Source organism: Candidatus Hecatella orcuttiae (genome assembly GCF_002009985.1).
In the GTDB taxonomy this organism is placed as follows: Archaea; Thermoproteota; Bathyarchaeia; order Hecatellales; family Hecatellaceae; genus Hecatella; species Hecatella orcuttiae.
Map to the genome: position 1 here is coordinate 410,177 of NZ_MTLX02000005.1, position 22,492 is coordinate 432,668.

22 protein-coding genes and 1 tRNA gene are annotated in these 22,492 nt (G+C 49.9%); 11 read left to right on the forward strand and 12 right to left on the reverse strand.

All coding sequences use genetic code 11. The features are described 5' to 3' along the window. Positions 1–303: 303 nt before the first annotated feature. The 3 genes from BWM17_RS05220 to BWM17_RS05230 form a co-directional block, all read right to left on the reverse strand. Positions 304–738 (reverse strand): 4Fe-4S dicluster domain-containing protein, encoded by a 435-nt coding sequence (locus BWM17_RS05220; RefSeq protein ID WP_309492887.1) that lies wholly within the window; start codon positions 736–738, stop codon positions 304–306. Beyond that, positions 735–2,576, reverse strand: coding sequence for an aldehyde ferredoxin oxidoreductase family protein (locus BWM17_RS05225; protein ID WP_309492888.1), 1,842 nt, complete (start codon positions 2,574–2,576; stop codon positions 735–737). Before BWM17_RS05225 ends, BWM17_RS05220 begins: the two co-directional genes overlap by 4 nt. Positions 2,577–3,057: 481 nt before the next feature. Then, positions 3,058–4,233 (reverse strand): helix-turn-helix domain-containing protein, encoded by a 1,176-nt coding sequence (locus BWM17_RS05230; RefSeq protein WP_309492889.1) that lies wholly within the window; start codon positions 4,231–4,233, stop codon positions 3,058–3,060. A 95-nt stretch (positions 4,234–4,328) separates the two neighbouring features. On the opposite strand from BWM17_RS05230, the gene BWM17_RS05235 reads away from it, so the two are divergent. Together BWM17_RS05235 and BWM17_RS05240 are read left to right on the forward strand one after the other, a co-directional pair. Continuing rightward, positions 4,329–4,604, forward strand: coding sequence for a winged helix-turn-helix transcriptional regulator (locus BWM17_RS05235; RefSeq protein WP_309492890.1), 276 nt, complete (start codon positions 4,329–4,331; stop codon positions 4,602–4,604). Positions 4,605–4,734: 130 nt separating this feature from the next. Next, complete coding sequence (locus tag BWM17_RS05240) at positions 4,735–5,226, forward strand: V4R domain-containing protein (protein WP_309492891.1); 492 nt, start codon at positions 4,735–4,737, stop codon at positions 5,224–5,226. Positions 5,227–5,386: 160 nt separating this feature from the next. On the opposite strand, the gene BWM17_RS05245 is transcribed toward BWM17_RS05240, so the two are convergent. After that, positions 5,387–5,487, reverse strand: a tRNA-Thr gene (locus BWM17_RS05245). A gap of 90 nt (positions 5,488–5,577) precedes the next feature. After that, positions 5,578–8,508, reverse strand: a complete 2,931-nt coding sequence (locus tag BWM17_RS05250) for a UPF0182 family protein (RefSeq protein WP_309492892.1) — start codon at positions 8,506–8,508, stop codon at positions 5,578–5,580. 152 nt (positions 8,509–8,660) lie between these two features. Here BWM17_RS05250 and BWM17_RS05255 point away from each other — a divergent pair, with 152 nt between their 5' ends. The 5 genes from BWM17_RS05255 to mgtE all read left to right on the forward strand — a co-directional run bounded on the left by BWM17_RS05255 (position 8,661) and on the right by mgtE (position 13,653). After that, on the forward strand, positions 8,661–8,942 hold the full coding sequence (locus tag BWM17_RS05255) for an Lrp/AsnC ligand binding domain-containing protein (RefSeq protein WP_309492893.1): 282 nt from the start codon (positions 8,661–8,663) through the stop codon (positions 8,940–8,942). 218 nt (positions 8,943–9,160) lie between these two features. Further along, complete coding sequence (gene purC, locus BWM17_RS05260) at positions 9,161–10,222, forward strand: phosphoribosylaminoimidazolesuccinocarboxamide synthase (protein ID WP_309492895.1); 1,062 nt, start codon at positions 9,161–9,163, stop codon at positions 10,220–10,222. Next, entirely contained in the window at positions 10,212–11,309 is a 1,098-nt protein-coding gene (locus BWM17_RS05265; protein ID WP_309492896.1) for a formate--phosphoribosylaminoimidazolecarboxamide ligase family protein, read from the forward strand. The genes purC and BWM17_RS05265 overlap by 11 nt, the downstream gene beginning before the upstream one ends. A gap of 103 nt (positions 11,310–11,412) precedes the next feature. Beyond that, positions 11,413–12,498 (forward strand): formate--phosphoribosylaminoimidazolecarboxamide ligase, encoded by a 1,086-nt coding sequence (locus tag BWM17_RS05270; protein ID WP_309492897.1) that lies wholly within the window; start codon positions 11,413–11,415, stop codon positions 12,496–12,498. A 135-nt stretch (positions 12,499–12,633) separates the two neighbouring features. Further along, a complete protein-coding gene (gene mgtE / locus BWM17_RS05275) occupies positions 12,634–13,653 on the forward strand; it encodes a magnesium transporter (protein WP_309492898.1) in 1,020 nt (339 codons plus the stop codon). Positions 13,654–13,677: 24 nt separating this feature from the next. Here mgtE and BWM17_RS05280 read toward each other — a convergent pair whose 3' ends face one another. Beyond that, positions 13,678–13,920, reverse strand: coding sequence for an Lrp/AsnC ligand binding domain-containing protein (locus BWM17_RS05280; protein ID WP_309492899.1), 243 nt, complete (start codon positions 13,918–13,920; stop codon positions 13,678–13,680). Between the two features lie 121 nt (positions 13,921–14,041). On the opposite strand from BWM17_RS05280, the gene BWM17_RS05285 reads away from it, so the two are divergent. Beyond that, positions 14,042–15,721 carry a fused MFS/spermidine synthase gene (locus BWM17_RS05285; protein WP_309492900.1) on the forward strand — a complete coding sequence of 560 codons (1,680 nt, stop codon included), beginning with the start codon at positions 14,042–14,044 and terminating at the stop codon, positions 15,719–15,721. A gap of 141 nt (positions 15,722–15,862) precedes the next feature. Further along, positions 15,863–16,330 carry a phosphohistidine phosphatase SixA gene (gene sixA, locus BWM17_RS05290; RefSeq protein ID WP_309492901.1) on the forward strand — a complete coding sequence of 156 codons (468 nt, stop codon included), beginning with the start codon at positions 15,863–15,865 and terminating at the stop codon, positions 16,328–16,330. Positions 16,331–16,344: 14 nt separating this feature from the next. Here the strand turns inward: sixA and BWM17_RS05295 are convergent, their stop codons facing one another. After that, entirely contained in the window at positions 16,345–16,722 is a 378-nt protein-coding gene (locus tag BWM17_RS05295) for a Mov34/MPN/PAD-1 family protein (protein WP_309492902.1), read from the reverse strand. Between the two features lie 283 nt (positions 16,723–17,005). Between BWM17_RS05295 and BWM17_RS05300 the strand changes: the two genes are divergently transcribed. Next, the gene (locus BWM17_RS05300) at positions 17,006–17,938 is read left to right on the forward strand and encodes a transcription initiation factor IIB (protein ID WP_309492903.1); all 933 of its coding nucleotides are present in this window, start codon (positions 17,006–17,008) and stop codon (positions 17,936–17,938) included. A 30-nt stretch (positions 17,939–17,968) separates the two neighbouring features. Here BWM17_RS05300 and BWM17_RS05305 read toward each other — a convergent pair whose 3' ends face one another. The 4 genes from BWM17_RS05305 to BWM17_RS05320 form a co-directional block, all read right to left on the reverse strand. Then, positions 17,969–18,640, reverse strand: a complete 672-nt coding sequence (locus BWM17_RS05305) for an ABC transporter ATP-binding protein (protein ID WP_309492904.1) — start codon at positions 18,638–18,640, stop codon at positions 17,969–17,971. Then, a complete protein-coding gene (locus tag BWM17_RS05310) occupies positions 18,630–19,148 on the reverse strand; it encodes an FtsX-like permease family protein (protein WP_309492905.1) in 519 nt (172 codons plus the stop codon). The genes BWM17_RS05305 and BWM17_RS05310 overlap by 11 nt, the downstream gene beginning before the upstream one ends. 95 nt (positions 19,149–19,243) lie before the next feature. Next, positions 19,244–19,921: a CdvA-like protein gene (locus BWM17_RS05315; RefSeq protein ID WP_309492906.1), complete on the reverse strand. Its 678-nt coding sequence runs from the start codon at positions 19,919–19,921 to the stop codon at positions 19,244–19,246. A gap of 28 nt (positions 19,922–19,949) precedes the next feature. Further along, entirely contained in the window at positions 19,950–20,243 is a 294-nt protein-coding gene (locus tag BWM17_RS05320) for a hypothetical protein (RefSeq protein WP_309492907.1), read from the reverse strand. Between the two features lie 380 nt (positions 20,244–20,623). On the opposite strand from BWM17_RS05320, the gene nifS reads away from it, so the two are divergent. Further along, positions 20,624–21,802 carry a cysteine desulfurase NifS gene (gene nifS, locus BWM17_RS05325; protein WP_342766494.1) on the forward strand — a complete coding sequence of 393 codons (1,179 nt, stop codon included), beginning with the start codon at positions 20,624–20,626 and terminating at the stop codon, positions 21,800–21,802. Here nifS and BWM17_RS05330 read toward each other — a convergent pair. Continuing rightward, the gene (locus BWM17_RS05330) at positions 21,799–22,485 is read right to left on the reverse strand and encodes a DUF434 domain-containing protein (protein WP_309492908.1); all 687 of its coding nucleotides are present in this window, start codon (positions 22,483–22,485) and stop codon (positions 21,799–21,801) included. The two genes, nifS and BWM17_RS05330, sit on opposite strands and share 4 nt — an antisense overlap. Positions 22,486–22,492 lie beyond the last annotated feature (7 nt).

The window sequence follows — 22,492 nt, forward strand, 5'->3', positions numbered from 1 at the left end:
ATCTGTCTTCACTTTACAACTTGTTATCGCGGATGTAGCAAATAATTCATTAGCCTACACCGCGGCCTGAAAATATCACTTCTACATACTTATCGATGTAGTCCCCTAATTTAGTGGTGTTCATCATAGTCTCGTTGAGTTTTCTCGATCAAAAAATAAGTGAAACGAGTTTTCGGTCTTCTCGAGGAAGTACGGATATGGTTAAGAATCATAATTCGGCGAGAAAAGGAGTTCCTGTCGGCAGTTTCGCTGGAGAAAAGCATGTCGCCTCAATAATAAGTGGCAAGGAACTTTTACTAATTATTATGCGCCCAGTTTTTTAACTGTTAATGCGCCTGTGGGGCACCATTCAACACATGCCGGAGAACCTTGACATAGGTCGCATATCAGCGGTTTTCGACGTGGTTCATTCATCCTTATCGCCGAGTATGGACATTCTTCAACGCACAATTTGCAGCCTGTGCACTTTTCCTCATCGAGTATAACAGCCCCGGTTTTCTCATCTTTTTGGAGTGCTTTCACAGGGCAGACTTGAATACAGGTGGCTTCTTCGCATTGAATGCACGCAACAGGATACACGAGAGTAGGCGGATAGCTTGTTGCAATGTGGATTCTGGATACTTTCGGATTAAACACTGAGGCTTTTTTGAATGAGCAGATAAGCTCGCATGTTTTACAGTCGGTGCATTTTTGGCCATCAATCAACAAGCGGATGGAGATAAGCATCACCTCCTTCACGTTACTAGGTCGGTAAGTTCCAATTCGATAAGCTTCTCCCTCGTAGGTTCGCCTTCTCGGTTCCACCCTCTCAGTTCATAGTACTCATCGAGCAGCTTAGTCATGTCGTCGGAGGTAACTTTGTGCCCCTTGGCCGGCCCTGAAGGCAGAGGTTCCCCGGTGAACCGCTTGGGTAAACAGTCGTCTTTCCGCGTAAAGCCTTCGCGAATGTTAAACATGCGGATCAAATTCCATACACGCTCACCTAGCTTCATAAATTCATCTGCACCTCCCTTCCACCCGGTGGCCAGCGACAACAACTCCGCATAGTGCTCAGGTTGAAGGCCTGTTCGGCTGAAATCGCAGCAGGGAAGCGTGCAAACAGCCGTAAGCCAATCCTGCTCCCACTTGACGATTTCAGCCTTACCCTTGAGCGAAAGCCGCTCCACGGTGCCGGAGGGTCCGGGGATTCCCTCAACCTCGTACGCGATCGGCCATCCCCGCTCATGGCAGCCGCCCCTGTCAGCTGTGGCTAGGGCCAGCGCCATTCCCGGGGCTCCCCTGGGAGGCCACGCCGGCGTCTCCAGCCCCTTGATGCTGACAGCTAAATCTAACGCTCGGCCGCCTATCTTTTCCGAAGCTTGCTTTACGCCTTCAGCCATCAGGTCGCCTATCCCTTCTCGGCGGGCTATTCTTTCAACAAGCTCAAGCACAGCTTTGGAGTTCCCAAACTTCGGGTTAACCCCTTGGAAATCCTCCGAGGTCAGAATTCCCTTTTCAAAAAGCTCCATGAAGAAACCTATGACGCCGCCGGTGGATATGGTATCTAACCCCAGTTCATCGCACAGGTAATTTGCGTAAGCCACAGCGTCCAGATCCGTGATGCCGCAGTTGGCTCCCAGCAGGCCGGTGGTTTCATATTCCACACCGTCCACCACGGTACCCGCGTAGGGGCCTTTCTTTATCATCAGAAGGTGGCCGCATCGAATGGGGCAGGAGAAGCAGGCAACCTTTCTAAAGCGGACGGCCTTGGACTGAATTCTGCCTGAAAGCTTTTCCGCCCCCCGGATGCTTCCGTCTTGAAAGTTTCTTGTCGGGAAGAAACCTTCAGAGTTGGCGAAATCCACAGACCCCGCGGTTCCGTATTCCGTCCACGTCGCTCGCACAGCTTCGCTTTCAACCAGAGCCTTGTGCAGCTTTCTCGCAGCTTTCACAAATTCCTTTGGATTGGCCACCTCCACAGGCTTTGTTCCTCGAACGGCCACAGCCTTCAGATTCTTTGAGCCCATCACGGCTCCTAGGCCTCCCCTCCCCGCCTGCCGGTAGTCACAGCCGACGCACGCAAACCTGACAAGTCTCTCTCCCGCCGGTCCGATGCACGCTGTTTTCACCTCGTTGTCGCCGAGCTCTTTTTTGACGGCAAGGGCGGTCTGGGTTATGGTAAGACCCTGAAGGTGGCTGGCGTTTTTGATTTCCACATGCTCATTGTCGATCCAGATGTAGCTGAGTTTTTCAGCCTTCCCCGTGAGCACCAAGGCATCGTAGCCGGCGTATTTTAGTTCCTGGCTGAAATAGCCCCCAACATAGCTGTCGCAAAAGGTTCTCGTGAGGGGGGACTTGGAGACCACGATGCCCTTCTGAGCTGGAGCCAGCGTACCTGTCAAAGGCCCTGTGCTGAATATGAATATGTTTTCAGGGCCAAGGGGATCAGCCTTGGGGGGTAGCTCCTTATACAATATCGCTGCTGCTTGCCCTTTTCCACCGACCAGTCTCCTAGCAACAGATAAATCCAATGGCTGCCGGAGTATTCGCCCTGTGGTTAAGTCTATGCAAAGAATATTCCCCTGATAACTATCCATATCTTATCATTACCAATTATCCGTTTAAAAAATTTAGTGGTAGAGAATCGGCGCCCCCCCTGCCTACACCATGGCCTGAATATCCCTTCTACATACCCATTGGTGTAGTCCTCTCTCTGATAGCATTCGTCGTAGTCTCCTTGATAACTCGTCCAATACCAGAAGAAAGGCTGCAGAGATTTTTCCCGACCAAAAAGTAGAAAATGAAAAGACTTTCCAACCCCCTCAAGAAAGTATACGTATGGCTGAGAATGATTGGTTCGACGAAAGAAAGAATCCCCTCAGCAACTTCGCCAGAGAAAAACAGCTACTCTAAATTTACCACGGACTACGGGGCTATGCAGGGTTTTTAAGAAACCTGTCAAGATTCCGAATGGCATCGGTGAAATCGATGAAGAATTATGTTAAATATGGGTAAGGCTGATAAACGCTTGATGAAGGTGTTTTATTAATTCAAAGCAGACTAATCTTAAGAATACGATTATATTTTTGACAACTCTTTTTCTCTCAGGATTAGTACGGCTCCAGTGAACTGGTTGTCTTGATTTTCGATGGGGGTAGTGTAAATGAACGTTCTCAGAGGGCTTCCTCCTTTCTTCAGGAACTCAAATTCATGAACTTCATCGAACCTATGTTTCCGCCTGTTTTTTATGCTATGGAGAATTTTTCCCCATCTCTGACTGCAGAACTCCTCAAGATTCTTGCCCACCATCTCCTTTGATGTGTATCCGAGCATCTCAGCAGTCCTTGGGCTGACATATGTAGTGTTGAACTCTGCGTCTACAAGCCATAAGCCTGTCTCTCCTTTCATGGCTGACGTCCTCTTTGGGGGAAGTTTTGTTTTTAACAGGGTATCCACAAGTTTAAAGGGGTCCGCTGAGCTCCACATTTCCTCGAAGAATCTTTGGTATAGCCTTGTCCAACCTTTGCTGTTCAGCCATATATCTCTACAGCAAGAGTTCGATGGCCATCTTTCCATGTCTATTGCTATTCCGACAATGGTCCATTTATCATCAATAATCATCGTGTGAAAGGGGATTCTGGAAATTTGTCTTAACTCTGCAAACTTATTGCAGATTTCAACCTCGCGGATGATTGTCTCGTCAACCTCCGTAAGTATCCTCACCGGCATCCTGTGAGAGCATTTTCTTAATATGTCAACGAGACCATGATACTCCGCCAGATAAAGACCTGCCCCTGGCACCATGTAGTCTATTTTGTTTTCCGCCGATTTACATAATGCGATCTTTTTACTATAGACTTGTTTCATTCCAGTCAAAATTTGTATGCCTTCTCTTTCTTCTCTCTCTTCTTCTTTCTCCTCACTTACTGCTTTCAGAGCGTCGACGAGCCTAGCTTTGTTAGATGCTATTCTGTTCACTCTTTCTCTTTCAGCCGCTAATAACCAATCTACAAGCATCTCAGGTTTAACGGCTTTAAATTTTTTAGGCCGTTCCAATAAAGACTGGATAAGTTCCCGTCCTTCAAGCTTCTTAAGTATGCGGTAGACTTCAGGCCGAGGGATTCCTGCCCGACGGGCTAACTGGTTTGCGGTTAGGTCTGAGCTATATTTTATTAGTGTAACCAGTACTTTAATGTCGTTTCCAGATAAGCCGAACTCGCTTAGGTTCTGTACAATTTCTTGTTCTTTACTCAAAATAATGTCCTTAACATTGTTATCGATGTTGTAACTTAAAAAGGTTACACTACTTTATGACAGATGACCGATTTAATACCCTTAATAAGAGAATGTTGGATTTGAAGATCGAGAAAATCGGAAAAACCACAACCGTAGCTGTGCTAATTTTGATATTCCAAGCCGGCTCCGTGAGGCATAGGGACATAGCTAAACATGTTCCAAGCAGAGGGGCTTTATCTTCAGCTCTGAACTCTCTGCTGGAAGAAAAACTCGTAACACGTCAAGTGAACACCGAATCCATGCCAGCTCAAACCTACTACACCATAACCGAGAAAGGCAGGGAAGTGGCGAGAAGATTTGATGAAATCATAGATATCTTAAAAGGCTGAAAAACATTCCCTTTCTTGTAACTATGATATCTGACAAACACAAGTTTTTGAGTATCCGACAATCATTAGATTATAGGTCTTAGAAATGAATAAAACCTCCATTATTCACAATATTCAAAGTAACGAGCAAATGAAGATGAAAAATTTAAGATACGAACAGGAGATCATCGAGTTTTTCTCACTTTTTAGAGAGAATAAAGCGATCAGCATACCTCTTGAGGCCTTCATGGATTTCAAGAAGGCTTTAAAGGACTGTTTTGGCTCCGGGGGAGTTGTAATCTTAAGTGAGATGGGAAAAGGCCATGGCATATATTCAACCAAGCGTTTACTGGATGAACATCCTAATAGACCCAGCTTGCTAGAAGTCATAACCAGCTACAAGCAAAAGGAGGGATGGGGGAACATGGAATTTAGAATGAAACCTTCCGAAGCGGAAGTTATTATAACTAAAAGCTTCGAGGCGGAGTATCATGAGAGGTCCAAAGAACCTGTTTGCCACTTCTTGAGAGGCTACCTAGAAGGGGTCATAAGCCAAATCGTCGGCAAAGAGATAAAAGTTTCGGAAATCCGCTGCAAAGCAACAGGGAACGAGACCTGCGTTTTCAAAATACAACCGCCATAGGGCGTATTGATAGTTCTATCATCATAGTTTTAGTAGTTTCCAGCAAACATCTATGACCTGTTAATCTAAGCCCAACAGCATTTAAAAGAGAAAATTATAAAGAATTTAATCTCCAGCCAGCACCCATAAGTAAAATGGGTGAGGAACCGAACCTGAAGTTTGGAGCCCCGGGCGGGGTTTGAACCCGCGACCTTAGCCTTACCAAGGCCACGCGCCACCAGGCTGCGCCTACCCGCCCTTGCTTCGTAAGGGAACCGGGGCATCTGCTCCGGGGCTTCAGGCTACGCTTTAAGTGTAGGATAAAATGAATATAAGAATTAAGTTCAACTCCCCAGGGGGATGGGTTCTCGGCTAGGCTAGGTGGACGGATATGTAGTGAAGCTCCACCACGCCTCCCTCCGATATCAGGATGCCGAAGTTCACCGTGGAGTCTTCAACCCACATCAGCACCTTATTCGCATCCCAGCCCCACTGCTGTATGAAGGATAAGATCATCCCCCTAGTTAGGCTCCATTGGTCTGAGGAGAGGTAGGAGGTTTCCCCTTCATGGAAGGTGACATCCGGGCTTATCGCCTCAGGCTTCACGACGGTCATGTTCTTCACCTCGTTGCTTTTGAACAGGTCTAATATGTCGCCTATTCTTTCTTCCAAGGTTTTCTCCTCCACCACAACGGGCTGCTCTGCTCCCGGCAGCTTGGCTAGGAAGGCTTTGAAGGCTTCTTCGCTGCTGTCTCCCAGCCCCACATAATATTCGGCTGTGAAGTAGGCTCCCACGCAGGCCACTTTGCCCAATGCGGTGATCACCGCTTCGCCGGCTGCCGGGGCGGTGTAGATGGGGATGAAATAGACGTCATGGTCGCCTACCCTGTAAAGGATGTTGTCTCCCACACGCGGGTCGCGCAGGAGGGTTCTTAGAACGCGGAAGTCAGGGTCTTTCTCCAGTGTTTCAATAGCCCCTGAGGGGCCCAGTAGCTTTATCGGCGCATCCTCAGCCACCCGGTAGTAGTGCATCTCACCCAAGTAAGGCCAATCGTTTCGCACTAGGATGTAGCCGACTAGGTTCTTCGTTATGGCGCCTCGACGTTCCAAGGAGAGGAGGCCGACAAATTCGGGTTCCTCGAAGTTCGGAGGCTGAGCTATGATGTAGTAGGTGTCCAGCCCTTCAGGCACTGCGAGGAATTCTTTGGCTTCGATGAAGGTTCTGGGGTCCGTGACATGGTAAGTATTGTACATGTCCACCCGCCACTCGAAAAGTTCCTTGGGATATCTTAACTGCTTTTCAAGCCACTCAGGCACCTCTGCGGTGACATGTTCTGAGTAAGTCCGCCGGAACAGGTCGCTGAAAAAGTCGTCTCCAAGGACTATCAGCCTAATGCTCCCCGTGTATATGTCGATGAGGGCATAGCCCACCAGCCTCATGAAAGGGTTTCGAACACTCCAAGGGACTTTTCCTGTGTCAAGGCTGACGATGAGGGGCATGAGGTAGTAAGTCCGCTCCCCGTCTGTCACCGGAAGCATGTCCACACGCTTCCCCATCCACTCGTATAAGACCACCCGTCTCGCTCCCCATTCATACACGAAATACGGGAAGAGCAGACTCATCCGGTCATAGACATCCCTATACCTGAGCACATGAATCGTTTTGTCACGGTAGGATAGGAAAAATATGAAATCGAAAAACCAGCTTAAAGGCGGCGGAACACTCAACCCCCCTAACTTTCCGCCCACATAGGCAGAGGGCTTGTCGCGGTCGTAGAAATGACCCCCTAACTCGTCGCTTTTCGAGCGTTCGAGAGGATAGGCTGCCCAAACCTCCTTGAAAAGGCCGCCTTCGCCATAGTAGATCTTCCGCTGTTTGAAGAACTGCGAAGTGTCCACGATCACGCCTTCATGGCCGTCTAAAAGCAGGAAGCCGATGGGGGCGTGGGTGTAAACAAGATGCTCATTGTACCATCTGTCCTCTGGAAGCACTGTGGGAGGCAGGACGAGTTTCATGGAAGCGCTCCAATAGAGATTTCCGTGAAAGCGGATGATGTCTGAATCCTCATAGTCCAGGTAGGGTATCGGCCCGATTTCAGGCTTCAACTTTGCGAAGGCAGCGTCCCGGTCCCAAAGGCGTATTTTGCTCAGCAAGTTTCTGTGCTCTGAGACATAGGCGTCCATCTGGTCGCTGGCAACCGTTACGATGCTGACGTTATAAGGTATCTCCCTTACTCCCCGTTGAGGATGAGCCAGCTCCGCGAGTTCGCGGTTCACCGTAATCTGCTGGAGGGTGTAGGGGCCCCGCCACTCAACCTTTCGAGCGTCGGCGATGCTGTGGTTAACGGCCATGATGGAACTTACAACCAGCAGTATTATGATGATGGCTAGAAAGCGGGTAAGAATAGGGCGCGGCGCTATCACTCTCAAGCCTCTGCCTTTAGCGCGGTCCATGTAGGCTAAAAGAGTGAACGCCACACCGGTTGCTCCAAGGCCTCCGACTGCATACTTGGTATTGTAGTCGATGTAGGCTGAGAAAAACACGTTGACCATGGACCAGAAAAGCGCTATGGCAATCAACGCTTCGATGGTTGAAACCCGCCAGCGAAACTGCAGCCGCTCCCCGCCCAACTCTCTCACGGAAGGCGTAGCAACCCTAATAATCTCTGTTACGCCTACCAAGATGATCAGCCGGGCTCCCACTGCCCAAAGAACCGGCCTAACCACAAGGGTCAGAGCGGGTAGGAGAGGAATAACCGTCATCTGGGCGGCTGCGCTGTCCAAGCTGCCCGGGGAAACTACGAAGGGCAGCGTGAAAATTTCCCAGATTCGGCCTAGATTAGGATTCCAACCTTGTGTCATTCCAGCCACGGCCATGCCGAGAAACAGGTTTCTGAGCATCAGCATTCCGATTACAACTTTGGTAGCCTGCCAGGCAGCGAATTTAAACTTCGGCATCTGGAAAACTTTGAAGTCTATGTAGTGGGCTGGTACAGCCTCCATGGCGCCGCGTTCCCGGATCGCCCTTAGGGCTAGCCGAACCGCCCACCAAGTGACGGATCTCCTATGTTTGAAGTCCACTCGGAAGAGGACGATGGGGGCGAGGATCAGTCCTCCTAGAAGGGAGAAGTAGATGGGGCGTATGTAGAGTTCTCCGAACTCCATGATGTTCAAAGCAAACCATACAACTTCATCTTGAACCGTCCATGCCACCAGCACGATCGCTAAGCCTGTGATTATTCGAATTAGACGCTGCTGGGCACGTTTGGAAATCCATCTGGACAGGCCGTATCTTTCGGACATTTTAAAACCTGTTCAGCTATTCCGCATAGATATACCTCCACGTTTATACTTAACCGTTTAGGGAGGCGAAAGTTTGAAGGGAATGAAAAGTTAAGCCGTAAGGAGGCTGCCCTCCATCCGTGGAGTCGCAGCCAGTCTCAAGCCTTCCCTAATTGTTTAAATTCTCTGACAGGGAACCTATGGTGGAGGTTAGACCCATGAGAGCCTACGTCCTGATCACCGCCAAGCCCGGGACCTCTGAGGAGGTTCTGAAGGCTGTTAAGGCCATGAGGAAAGTTAAAGGAGTGAAGGTGGCAGATTCCGTCTACGGCAGATTTGACGCCGTCATCGTCATCGAAGCCAAAGACCTGAAGGAACTTACCAAGGTTATCTACCAAGTCATCGAGAAGAATCCCAACGTAACCCACACTGAGACCCTCATAACCCTCTTCTAGCCTTCACCGCCCACCGGCAGAAAGGCTGTGAGTAGGGAGGGGGTCTCTCACCCTATTTTTCAGCCTGAGCCTCGGGAGTTCGGGGTTTTCTTTCCCTCGCCATATGTTCAGCAGTTGGCGGTTATGTTGTTAAAATACACTTAATTATCTTTTTAATAATAAGTAGACCGAAGCTTGCTGCCGGTTGATGGAGACAGTTAAGAAACGGGAGGATATGGATGGGAAGCGTAAAGGATCTGGAAATTGTAAAGAAGCCGACGAGAGAGGAGATGGGTATAGGGCGTTTCCATTTCTCCGATCGGTACTCGGTCTTCGACTGGGGGGAGATGCCGGATTTAATCGAAATGAAGGGTGCAGCTCTCTGCGTGATGGGCGCCTACTGCTTTGAGAAGCTGAAGGAAGACGGGATAAGAACGCATTACAGGGGACTGGTAACAACCGAGGGAAAGCTCGTCGAAACCTGCGAGCTGGAAAAACCTGTCAATGTCATGGAAATCGACCTCGTAAACGTGCTTCGCCCTCGCTCCTACAAAGAGGAGGGGAAACTCAAATACGATTACAGCATGTTCACCCCAAGCTTAACCAATTTCCTTCTGCCCTTGGAAATAATATACCGAAACGGGCTGCCGGAAGGGTCGTCGGTTTTCAGGAGGTTGAAGCAGGGGCTTAAGCCGGAAGACCTTGGGTTAGATCACTATCCCCAGCCGGGGGAAAAACTGGAAAAACCCATCTTCGATGTGAGCACGAAGTTGGAGGAAAAAGACAGATACGTCACCTGGCCGGAGGCCGAGGAAATAGCTGGCTTAACCGACGAGGAGATGGAGGAGGTCAAAAACAAGCTGCTCCGCATAGACAGCCTAATCAGCGAGATCGCTGCAAAAGCTAACCTAAACAACGAGGATGGAAAAATCGAGTTCGCATTCGACAACCGCAGGAGACTAATGGTTGTGGACGTGGTCGGCACCTTGGACGAGTGCAGATTCACCTACAAAGGTTTGCACGTGAGCAAGGAGATTGCAAGGCAGTTTTACAAAAAAACGAAATGGTACAGAGACGTAGAGGAAGCGAAAAAAGAAGCCGACGCCAAAGGGATTAAAAACTGGAAAAGCATATGCAAATCCAAGCCGCCGAAGTTGAACCCTAAATTGAAGAGGATCATACGCAACCTCTACATGGCAACGGCGAACGAATGCACGGGACTCGACTTGTTTGATGCGCCTCGTCTCGCGGACACGGTGAAGGAATACCGAGAATATCTGGGTGAGAATGATGGACCGTAAACTCATCCAAAAACTCGTAGCAGACTACAACCCCGAAGAGATCAGAGTAGGAGTGTTAGGTTCGCATTCTGCATTGGAGATCGGCTACGGAGCCAAACAGGAAGGGCTTGAGACGGTTGTCGTTTGTCAAGAAGGAAGAGACCGAACCTACACGAAATACTACAAAAACCTGTTTGACCATATGTTGCTTTTAGACAAATTCTCCGACGTCGTCAACGGAGAAAACCAAGACAGGCTGAGGGAATTGAACACCATCTTCGTGCCGAACAGGTCTTTCTCGGTCTATGTAGGATATGATAACATAGAAGAACAGTTTTCCGTTCCGATTCTGGGGAACAGGTACATTCTGAGAAGCGAAGAAAGAAACGTTGCGAAAAATCAGTATTATCTGCTGGAAAAAGCAGGTATACGCACACCCAAAACATTCCGATCCCCCCAAGAGATAGATCGGCTGGTGATAGTGAAGGTTCCTGAAAAGAAAAGGAGAATGGAGAGAGCTTTCTTCTACGCTTCAACCCCCGAAGAATTTGAAAGAAAAGCTGAGGAGAGGATTGAAAAAGGAATAATCGACAGAGAAGACTTGGATGAGGCTGTGATAGAAGAGTACGTGATAGGGGCGAAGTTCAACGCCAACTATTTCTGGTCACCGATAACCGGCGAAATCGACTTTCTCGGATTCGACAGAAGGATTCAAACCAACTTGGACGGAGTCCTAGACCTACCTGCCGAGGAACAGTTGGAGGCGAGAATACCGTCGCAAAACATAGAGATAGGGCATATGGGAGCTACTATGAGGGAATCGCAGCTGGAGAAAATATTTGAAGCTGGGGAAAAATTCGTCGAAGTATGCAAAAAAGAATACCCCCCCGGCATAATAGGGCTTTTCGCTCTGCAGGGAGCTATAACCAAAGACCTAGAATTCTGCGTCTTCGATGTGAGCCCCAGGATACCGGGATGCCCATGCGTAGAGCCTACTTCCCCGTACATGAAGTACAAATACGGAAAAGAAATAGGCCCGGGGAGAAGAGTTGCAATGGAGATTAAGCAGGCGGTTAAAAAAAGTCGGCTTGAAGACATCGTTACCTAAGACATTTTTGCGGCTGGGGTTTAAATTTCACCAAAAGGCGTAAACAGCGGAAAAGAGAAGATATGGGTGAAAGCTTCCCGCTTTTAAACTGGGTGGTGGTGGAATGATTTCTAAAGATGAGATAGACGAGGTTTTGAGAAGCTATGATAAAGGTAAAATCTCCATAGGCACTCTCGGCTCTCACTCTGCGCTTAACATTTTCAAGGGCGCTCAAGAGGAAGGTTTTCGAACAGTTTGCATCTGCCGAAAGGGCGATGAGATTGTTTATCAGAGATTTCCTGTGGCAGATGATATCCTCGTGGTGGAGGGCTTTAGAGATCTGTTAAACGATGATGTCCAAGAAAAGTTAAGACGGCTGAACACCATTCTAGTTCCCCACGGCTCCTTCACCGCCTACATCAGCACCGGCGACCTGATGAACGAGTTACGTTTACCCCTGTTTGGAAACAGGCAGCTACTCCTATGGGAGGCTGACAGGGAAAAGCAAAGGGAATGGCTTGGGAGAGCTGGGTTGAATCTGCCTAAAATATTCAAAGACCCCGAGGACATAGAGGGTTTAGTCATCGTAAAATTTCCCGGCGCCAAAGGTGGAAGAGGCTATTTCCTCGCAAGCTCCCCTCAATCTTTTCACCAGAAGGCGAGAGACATGGTTGAAAAAGGGCTTTTAAAGGAAGAGGACTTGGCCAGGATTCATCTGCAGGAGTATTTTGTCGGTGTAAACGTCTACCCTCTGTACTTTCGCTCCCTAGTGGTAGGGGAGGTTGAGCTGCTGGGCATAGACAGGCGGTATGAGTCTGCGATAGACGGTATTGGAAGAATACCTGCGAGGGAGCAGCTTGAAGTTGGACTGAATCCCACCTACACCGTGGTTGGCAACATCCCTTTGACTGTGAGGGAATCGCTACTTTCGGAAATCCTCAGGATGGGCGACAGCGTAGTAAAGGTGTCTGAGGAAATAGCCCCGCCGGGGATCATAGGGCCGTTTTGCTTGGAGACGGTTGTCACTGATGCCTTACGCATAGTCACGTTCGAAATATCCGCCAGAATAGTCGCAGGAGCAAACGTAGGCATTGGCATCTCCCCCTATTCGTATCTGAAACATGGGGAAAAAATGTACATGGGAAAGAGGATCGCCCGAGAAATAAGAGCTGGAATCGAAGGCGATAATCTGGAAAAAATCGTTTCCTAATGTCTTTCAACTCTTCACTGTCAGTTTAGCCGGACGGTTTTTCTTTTTGAAAAGGTGAGAAATTTTTTATAATGAATGGTCCCCGCGTTTTTATGAGATTGTGAAAACAAGGTCGTTGCAAGGCTGGGAATGTGGATGGGAAAAGAGGTTAAGAAAGCTGAGCGGAAAAAGACGCTGCGCAGGCTCATGGTCACCAAGTATGTTGCCTTATCCCAAGATCTGACCGTGGAGGAAGGAATAGGAAAATGGCGTGAAACAGTGCATGAGGCAAGAATCGCCTACAATATTTATGTTGTCGACTCAGAGGGCAGGCTTGAAGGTTTGCTGACCATGAGGGAACTGCTGGCCGCCAGCCCCCAGACTAAGCTGAAGGATATCATGAGGAAAAATTTCGCCTACGCATACGTGGACAGCTCTGTGGAGCAGGTGGCCTCCGTCATCATCAAAAATGACCTCTGCGCGGTGCCTCTCCTAAGTCGTAATCATAAGCTTTTGGGCATCGTGTCAGCCGACGACATTCTGGACGCTATGAGGGTGGAAAGCGACGAAGACATCTACCGGCTGGCCGGCATACTCGGATTGGAGTTTAGGTTTCCAGCAGCGGGTTTAGAAGATCTTTCAATGATGGTGAAGTCGAGAATCCCTTGGCTGATCATCTGCGTGATCATCGGTGTGCTCGTTTCCGGAAGTGTGATAAAAAAGTATGAAGACGCCATCGCAGCGTTGCCTTTGATCGCTGTTTTCATCCCGGTCTTGATGGATTCAGGGGGTAACATAGGCACGCAAAGCTCTACCATAATCGTCAGGGCGTTGGCTTTGGGGCAGATGAGAACTAGCCGCGTCGCCGCGCATTTTCTCCTAGCCGACTTAGGAGCAGGCGCGATCATAGGGTTCATCCTCGCCGTGTTTGTGGCAGCGCTGGCCGCCTTGTTGGGGGTCTACGACCTCATGCTGCTTTTCACGTTGTCCGCGAGTATGTTTCTCATCCCCATAACAGCCATAGGCATCGGCTTCGTCATACCCTATTTGAGCTACATCTTCAAAGTTGACCCTGCAGTGACCTCAGGGCCTCTGGTCACGCTGATCGCAGACGTCACAGCGCTGCTCATATACTTCCTGATGGTGATAACCCTCTACCTTCCCCGCATCGGCTGAAGGTCTTCGACGCACTTCATGAGGTCATTCCGGCGGATAGAACATGGTCAGCAGGGTTTCCGTGTGGACTACGTTGGGAGTTTTTTCCACCATCTCGTAGATTATCCTCGACAGCTCCTGCAAGTCTTTAGCTTCGATGACCACCACAGCGTCAAACCTGCCGAAGACGGAGTTCGCCATTTTCACACCTCGAATATGTCGGGCTTTGACGATTTCCTCCGAGGTGCCCGGTTTGGTGGTAACTAGGACGAAGGCTCTTATGGGCATATGTTCTCCCTCAGGTTAAGTTTGGGGGCTTCCTCCCTAATACTCTTTCTAAAGAGCTCTCTCCCCCAAGATAATCTTCAAATTCAACTTTCACGCTTCAAGAGAAGAGGGTAGCCGGGTAGTGGCCTCCGCGAAGCGGCTTATGTGGATTTTGAGGGTTCAAGTGTTCGTCAGCGGAGCCATGGTGATGGCTCTGGAGCTGCTGGGAAGCCGATTTCTCATCCCCCATTTCGGTAGCACCCTCTACGTTTGGGGAAGCCTCATAGGCGTCGTCCTCGCCGCCCTAAGCCTCGGCTACTACCACGGCGGCAGGATCGCTGACAGAAGGCCGAGCTTCCAGGCTTTCGCCTTTATCATCTTCTCCGCAGGGGTCTACATTCTCTTCATCAATACCCTTGCCCCTATGGTTTTCGAGTTCGCCCTTTCCCTGAGGATGGGTGAAAGATTCAGCCCTCTAGCGGCCACGGTTCTTCTCCTCGCCTTACCCAGCTGGTTGCTGGGGATGGTTTCCCCCTACGCCATAAGGCTGGGGGCTAAAACTCTCAAGGAGATTGGAAGCTTAGCCGGGAACCTTTACTCTCTCTCCACCGCGGGCAGTATAGTTGGGACTTTTCTTACGGCTTTCGTCCTCATCCCGGAGCTGGGGGTTGCCAAGACTCTCTACGGTGTGAGCATCGGGCTTATGGCAGTCTCAACGTTAAGTCTTACCAACCGAGGCAAGTCTCTCGCTGTGGTGGTGATCTCGTTGGCTTTGGCCATGGCTTTCACCGCTCCGGTGAAAGCCAGCGGAGTGGTCTTCGAGGGGGAGTCCGCCTACCATCACATCGTGGTTATGGACAACAACGTTACTGGAGTTAGAACTCTTCTCTTAGACAACAATTTTCACAGCGCCATGGACTTAAGGGAGCCCAGCCGTATAGTATACACTTACACCGGGTTTTTCCACTTGGGCTTTCTCTTCAACCCCGAGGTTGAGAATGTGCTCTTCATCGGGGGAGGTGGATTTTCAGGGCCCAAGCGCTTCCTAGAAGACTATGACTGGGTGAAAGTGGATGTAGTGGAAATAGACCCTCAAGTTGTCAGGGTTGCTGAAGAGTACTTCGGATTGAAACCGGACCCTAGGTTGAAGGTTTACATTCAAGACGGCCGAGTTTACTTGGCGAGCTCCGAGAAGAAATACGACTTGGTGGTCATGGATACCTACGATAAGAGCTTCATTCCCTTCCACCTCATGACTCTTGAATTCTGGAGGGAGATGGAACGCGACCTGAAGCCTCAAGGGGTTGTGGTTTTAAACTTCATTTCATCCCTAGAGGGAGATGCCTCCCGCATCTTGAAGGCTGAACTGGCCACCATGTCTGAGGTTTTCCCTGAAATCTACCTGTTTCCTCTATCCCCCGGGATGCCCAGCCTCGTTCAGAACATCATCATCGTAGCCGTGAAGGCGGAGAAGAATTTCAGCCAAGAAACCCTAGTGGAAAGAGCGGAAGAGCTTCATTTCGTCAGAGTCCCCATCCAAAGCTATGCTAACCACCTTTGGGAACCCAGCTTCAAACTGGAAGGGGGAAGGGTCCTCACCGACGACAAAGCTCCTGTGGAGAATCTTCTAAACCCCCTTACAGGAAAGCCCCTGGTAAGGGAGGAAGGAGAGGCCACCGTCTTGAGGGAAAACGCGGAGGTTCCCCTCTCCACTAAACCCGTTGGCACCCCCACGGTCCTCAGCTTCCTTGCAGTCGGCTTAGGGATTCTCCTGGCCTTGGAAATTTTCCTATTCGGCAGACAGCGTTCTACTGCAACATAATTATTCGACGGCTTTTAATTCAGCTTCAACCGAAGGGCTCAGAAAACTCAGGCGAACAGCCTCCTTCGCATCAGCTATCCCTAACAGGAAAGAAAACCGTAATTAACCCGCTGGCTTCTCTAATAAACAGGGGTGCTACTGGTGAGGGTATATTTAGTTCAGCATGCCGAGGCCCTGCGGGAGGAGGAAGACCCGTCGAGGCCCCTGTCCCCAAAGGGCTTGGAAGACATCAGAAAGGTGGCGAAATACGCAGAGAAACACCTGCACATCACCGTAGGGCAGATACTCCACAGCGGAAAACTGCGAGCTAAGCAGACGGCTGAAATCCTGGCCGAACATCTTCGTCCCCCGAAAGGGGTGGAGGCGGCTGAAGGCTTTGAGCCCTCAGCTGACCCTCAGGTATGGGGAAACCGCCTCTCCGAAGCCGTGGAGAACCTTATGCTGGTGGGGCACCTCCCCCACCTAGGTAAGCTTGCAGGTCTACTGCTCTGCGGAGACGAGGGCCGAGGGGCTGTGGCCTTCAAGACGGGCTGCATCCTATGTCTGGAGAAGGATGAGCGCGGCTGCTGGTCTATCCAGTGGCTGGTCACCCCTGAAATACTGCCCTAAAAGGCTGAGTGAAATCAGAGAATTTCAAACTTGACAGGTTCACCGTCCCGGTTGAAGACGGCTACATCCTCGAAACGGTAAGGGTATCCCACGATGACCATGATTCTCCCGTAGAAATTGTTCAAGTCTTCAGGCGACGGCTTCAGATGCCCGGAGGGGTGAGAATGGGCTACCCCTACGATGGAAGCGTCCATGGGAAGCGTGAAGAGGGGAAAACTTGAAAAGGCTCTTCCACGGCTGGCGAAGGGGGGTATGACGATCTCCTCAACCATAATCCTATCCTTGGAGAGCTTTCCCCTCAGCAAGAGAATCCCCTCCTCTGGGTGTAAGTGGCGAGCGTAGTCCACAAGGCCTTGAACAACATCCCGGGCGATGAAAACAGCCTTACCCATCTTCAAGTTTCCCAGAGTTAAACATACATCATTCGAATTAGATTCTTAAAAATCTATGGCAGAAGGCTCTTGGTAGCAATAGCTATATTAAAGGTTAAGACAAGCCTTTACAGCTTATTTTAGGTTTCGAGGATTATCACCGCTTTTATACGAAAAGTTTATATATTAGAAGTATAGATTATGACTTAAGGAATAAGTCGAGGCTCCTTCTATATAAGCTCCTCCTATTTCTCGATGGGAACGGAGTTTTAAGGACCGATGACGACGGAGGTGAAACGTGCAGATGGAAACATCGTCAAGAGAAGTAGGCGCCGGTAGGGAATCCCGCTGCCCCGAATGCGGCAGCACCCTGATAGTGGAGAGTGGCGAAACCGGCGAGGTTGTCTGCGGCAACTGCGGCTTGGTGTTGAATGAGGTATCCTACGACAGGGGGCCTGAGTGGAGAGCCTTCACCCCGGAGGAGAAAGCTGGGAAAAGCCGGGTGGGTGGACCCGTTTCCATCCTTCAAGCTGATAAAGGTTTACCTACGGTGATAGACAAGGTTGGCAAGGATGCCTTCGGAAGGAAGGTTGACCTGCCAACCCGGAGGCAGATGCTCCGTCTCAGAAAATGGCAGACCAGAACCCAGTACCAGTCTCCTGTGGAGAGAAATCTCCTCCAAGCTTTAGCCGAACTGGACAGGCTTGCGGATAAACTTCACATCCCCGAAGATCTCCAAGAAGAGGCGGCTGAAATCTACCGAAAAGCCTTAGATAAAGGGCTGGTGCGAGGGCGCTCCATATCAGCCATCGTAGCTGCAGCCCTCTACGCAGCCTGCCGAGCGTACTCAAAGCCGCGTTCGTTGAAGGAAATAGCCTCGGTGAGCAGGGTTAAAAAGAAGGACATAGCTCGCTGCTACCGTCTTCTTCTGCAGGAGATAGACTTGAAGATGCCCATTCCTGACCCGAGGAACTACATTTCCAAGATAGCCACGAAGGCCAACATTCCGGAGAAAACGCGAACCAAGGCCATTCAGCTTCTCAGCGAAGCTGAAGAGAAAAATGCCATCGTAGGCAAAGACCCCGTAGGCTTGGCGGCTGCAGCCCTCTACATCGCCTGCGTCCTCACAGGGGAGAAAGAAACCCAAAAGGATATAGCTGAAGCCGCGGGTGTCACGGAGGTTACGGTGAGAAACCGTTACAAAGGGCTGAAGGAAGCCTTCAACCTCAACGTCTGACCGAAGAGACGACAACGCGGCCGGAAGCCTTCAAGGCAACTTTTTCTTAAGGTTAATGACTCTATCGGCTAGTTTAGCCATTTTTCTTCTATGCGTTGTGGCCAGTAGGGTTTTTCCTTTCAGGATTTTTCCCTTGAAAGAGGCTACCATCATATCCTCGGTGAGGGGATCGAGGAAGTCCGTGGGTTCATCTAAAAGCAGAATCTCAGGATCGGAAATCATCGCCCTAGCGTAGGATACCATGCGGTTTTCTCCAACGCTGAGAGTTGCAACCTTCCGGTGGACGTAGTTAGAAATCCAGAAGCTCTCCAAAACCTCCTCCACGCGTCTTCTCCGTTCATCCCGGCTCATCCCCAAAAATACTAGGGGAAGTTCCAGGTTTTCGTAAACCGTTAAAGAAGGGATGAGGTTAGATACTTGGAAGACAACCCCCAGCTTTCTCCGCCTTAACTTTGAAACAACGTCCTCAGGAAGCTTCGTTATGTTCACTCCGTCGACGTAGATGTTTCCAGCTTGAGGCCTGTCCAAACCTGCAACCAAGTTTATCAAGGTCGTTTTCCCGCATCCGGTGGGGCCTACGACGGCGAGAAATTCGCCTTTTTTCACCTCGAAGGATACGTCCTCAAACACTGGGAAAGATTTCCCATGCCCGTCGTAGACTTTCCTCACATGCTCCACACGGATGGCGGAGTTACTCGACATGGGCAAATATCTCCGCAGTCATTCGGTGAGATTTTTTCCACACAGAATATGCTCCGAGAGCGGCTCCCGTAAAAATCCCCAGCAGGCTGAAGAGGAGAGCGAACCCCAAGGCTTCTGCCAGCGTCAGGAGGCTCCAGCCTTTCAAAGGCAGCAAAGCCGGCAACAGAACTAGGAGGCTTACCCCCACCAGCAGCCCTAGAAGGGCTCCTAAAAGCCCTGTGAGGAAGAGTTCGATCATGAAAGAGAGGGTAATGGTCTCCCTAGTGGCGCCCAACGCCTTGTACACGCCTAGGTCGTAGTCAACCCGGTCGGCTAGGTGGAGCATGGTAGCTGAGAGGGCTACGATGGTCAAGATGAGGATGGAAGCCGCTGTAATGACGGCGCCCCACCCTTGAACCAGCATGGACAGAACCATGAAATCCGCTACAACGACGGCTAGAATTCCGATTATGAGTTTAACCTTAACCCACGTGGTTTGGAAACGTTTTAAAGCTAACCAAAGAGACATGGAGTTCCCCCGACTTCCGCGGGGATACTAGGAAAGCCTAAAAAATGGATGTTTGGTTTGCGCGAACATCTGCAACATATTCAAGACGGAATGTTTCACTCTTCGTCAGTTTGGAGACGTACGACGAGGGGTTCCGCGGGGCTTCTCTCCTCTTTTACCTCAAGTTTCGGATATTCTTGGTTTTGGGGGACGGTTAAAGAGTTTAAGGTGGCTTCTATGTCTCTCTTCTCGTTTATCGTGCTGTTGATCACCGATATCAAGTAGTCGCTGGCAAGCTTGTAGGTTTCGTCGCCCAGCTCTCCGGTTTTATGCTGAACCTTGAGGTGGCCTAGAAATCTTTCCAAGTTTTTAACATGGTGTTCCAAGTCGGAGATTTTTCTGTTCAGAGACTCTATCAGGTTTTTATGGGCTTCTTCAAGCTTGGTCAAAGAGTCTTTATATTGCTGGCAAAGTTCTTCGTAGACATGGCTTGGGATCTCCTGGCTCTTCAAAAGCTCATCCAACGCTCGAAAACGACGCTGGGTTAAGTCGTTGTCTTTTTTGAAGTTTTCCGCTTCAATCTTCCATGAAGGCACTAGAATCAACGTATCGCCTTCGACTATTATCTGCGCTCTGGAGAACTCTTCAAAGCTTCCTCCTCGGTCAACTCCCACCGAATGAAGCTGCCCATCTGGGTCTAATGTCACACCTACCACGTAGCCTATGTACCGTCTGTAGGTGTCCCTCGCCGGTTTCCCTATGAACCTTTGAAGGGCTTCATATTGAAGACTCAACTGTCATCTCTCCCAGATTTTCTGAGATTTAAAACAGTCTTCTCAGCTTATCGAAGAAGGACTCCTTCTTAGGCGCGTCGTTGGACTGTGGGGAGATGGCTGTTTCGCCGGTGGTTGCTACTTCCACCATCGGTGATGGTTCTGAAACAGCGGGTGTCTCTTCTAGTTTTACGGCTTTCCTGAATTTATGTCCGCAGCTTCGGCAAGCGTATAGGGTGACTCGCATGGCTCTGCCTTTCCCGGATTTGGGCTTTACATCCCACGACTTGTTGATGTTCAACTCTTCTCCTTTACATCGAGGACATACGGTCAACGATTTCACCGCAAGTGTCTTCAGTGAAATAAAAATTAAGATTTACGTGTTGGATAAACTTCTAAATGGGCTTGAAAAGACCTTCGGGGAGCGTTAAACTTTGAAATGATATACATATTAGACTAAATGAAGCGCTGATTAAGCTTGTTGAATAAAAGAAACGTGTAAAAAAGAACGCTGGCAAAAGCCTTTATCGACGTTTTCAACGGGATTTTACCCGAAATATCGAGTAAAAAAGCGGTTTTTCCTTAAACATCCCCTTCAAGAGAAGATTGAATGAGGTTTACTATAAGATTCTGGATCAAAGTGTTTATTTTCCTCGCGAAAAGAAGGGCTTATTAAGGTTTCATGGAAATAGAAAACCGTTCAGCCTTCGCGGGGAAGTTTCCTTGAAAAGAGTGTATCTGGACTACGCTGCATCCTCACCGGTAGATCCTCGAGTTGTTGAGGAAATGCAACCCTACTTCGGTAAAACCTTCGGCAACCCCTCCTCAGTTCACAGTTTCGGCTTAGAATCCAAGGAAGCCTTAGAACAAGCTAGGTCTAGGGTTGCCCAGTTGATAAGAGCGGAAAGCGCTGAGGAAATCATCTTTACCTCCGGGGGGACAGAGTCGAACAACCTAGCTGTACTGGGAGTGGCCTATCGAAACAGAAACCGGGGAAACCATATCATCACCTCTACCGCCGAGCATATTTCCATCATGAACTTGGCTAAGCATCTTCAAAAGCTGGGTTTCCAGGTTACCTACGTCCCCGTGGACAGGTATGGGGTGGTGGACGTGGGGAAGCTGGGAGAAGCGATCACCGACAAGACCATTCTCATTTCTCTGGCCTACGCCAACGGGGAGATAGGCACTATTCAGCCTGTCAGGGAGATAGGGAAAATCGCCAGAGACCGCGGAGTATACTTTCACGCGGACGCCGTGGCAGCCAACGGGAAAATACCCATCGACGTAGTCGAAGACCAAGTTGACCTTCTATCCCTTTCTTCCAACGACCTTTACGGCCCTAAAGGAGTGGGAGCGCTGTATGTGCGCAAAGGGGTGAGAATCGAACCTATCATCTTCGGAGGAGGCCAAGAGAGAGGGTTAAGGTCCGGAACGGAGAACATTCCCAACATCGTGGGAATGGGTAAGGCTGCGGAAATCGCCGGGCAGGAGATGGGGTCTGAAGGAAAACGGCTCAGCGGGCTTCGAGACAGGCTTATCAAAAGCATCCTTGAGCAGGTAAAGGAGTCCTATCTGAACGGTCACCCTACTCGGAGGCTGCCTAACAATGTCCACCTCAGATTCAGCTACATTGAGGGAGAAGCCATGCTTCTAAGCTTGGACATGGAAGGCATAGCGGCCTCCACAGGCTCCGCCTGCACCTCCAAAACCCTTGAACCCTCCCATGTCCTGAAGGCCATAGGTCTGGCTCACGAGGAAGCCCACGGCTCTTTGCTGCTTACCTTGGGGAGGTGGACGGTGGAGGAGGATGTGGACTACGCCGTCCAAGTCATACCCGGCGTGGTGGAGAGACTGAGGCGGATGTCCCCTCTGACCCCGAAGGACTTTTGGTCCGATTAGGCTAGAAGATTTTCCAAAGCCTCTTCAGACAGCCTGTTCAGTCGAACTACCTTATCTGGAGCTTTTTTTCTCACGATGAATCCAGCTAGGTCCAGCACCTTCCACGCCTTCTGGATGATGACTGAATCGCTGCTAGCCGCCAGTCTAGACCAAGCCAGTACGGAGGTGTCCCCTCTTCTAACAGCCGTCGCGTCGCCCTCGAGTCCCCATGCCGCGAGAACCCTCCGGGTGAGGGCGGCTAATTCTCCGCTGCGGCTCAGCTGGGAGTCGTAGAACACTTTAACCGCTCCGATTCGGAGGCTTTTCAGGGTTTCCGCCATCAGGTTTAAAGCCTTCTCGGTCGCTGGGTTGATCCTGTATCTCCGGTGGACTTCCGAAAGGTCTCGGATAAACCCGTCATCGCAGTAAACCAGAAGCTTGCCTTGGAGGAAGCTCTCCAAGGTTATCAGGTTGTTGTAGCCGTCCACAGCCAACCTTCGACCTTTCACAGCTTTAACGTCGGCCTGTTTTCTCCTCCGCGCAGCCGCTTCCTTTTTTCCGTAAACGCAGCGGTGGAGAAGAAGTCTTTCTTTCCCTGTCAGCTGATACCTGTCTCCGACGAATCTGAGAATGCTATCCCTCCGGTAGCCTCGGTCTGAGAACAGCCTAAAATCTTCGATGGCGCTTTTGATCCTTTTCTCCAATCTTCAA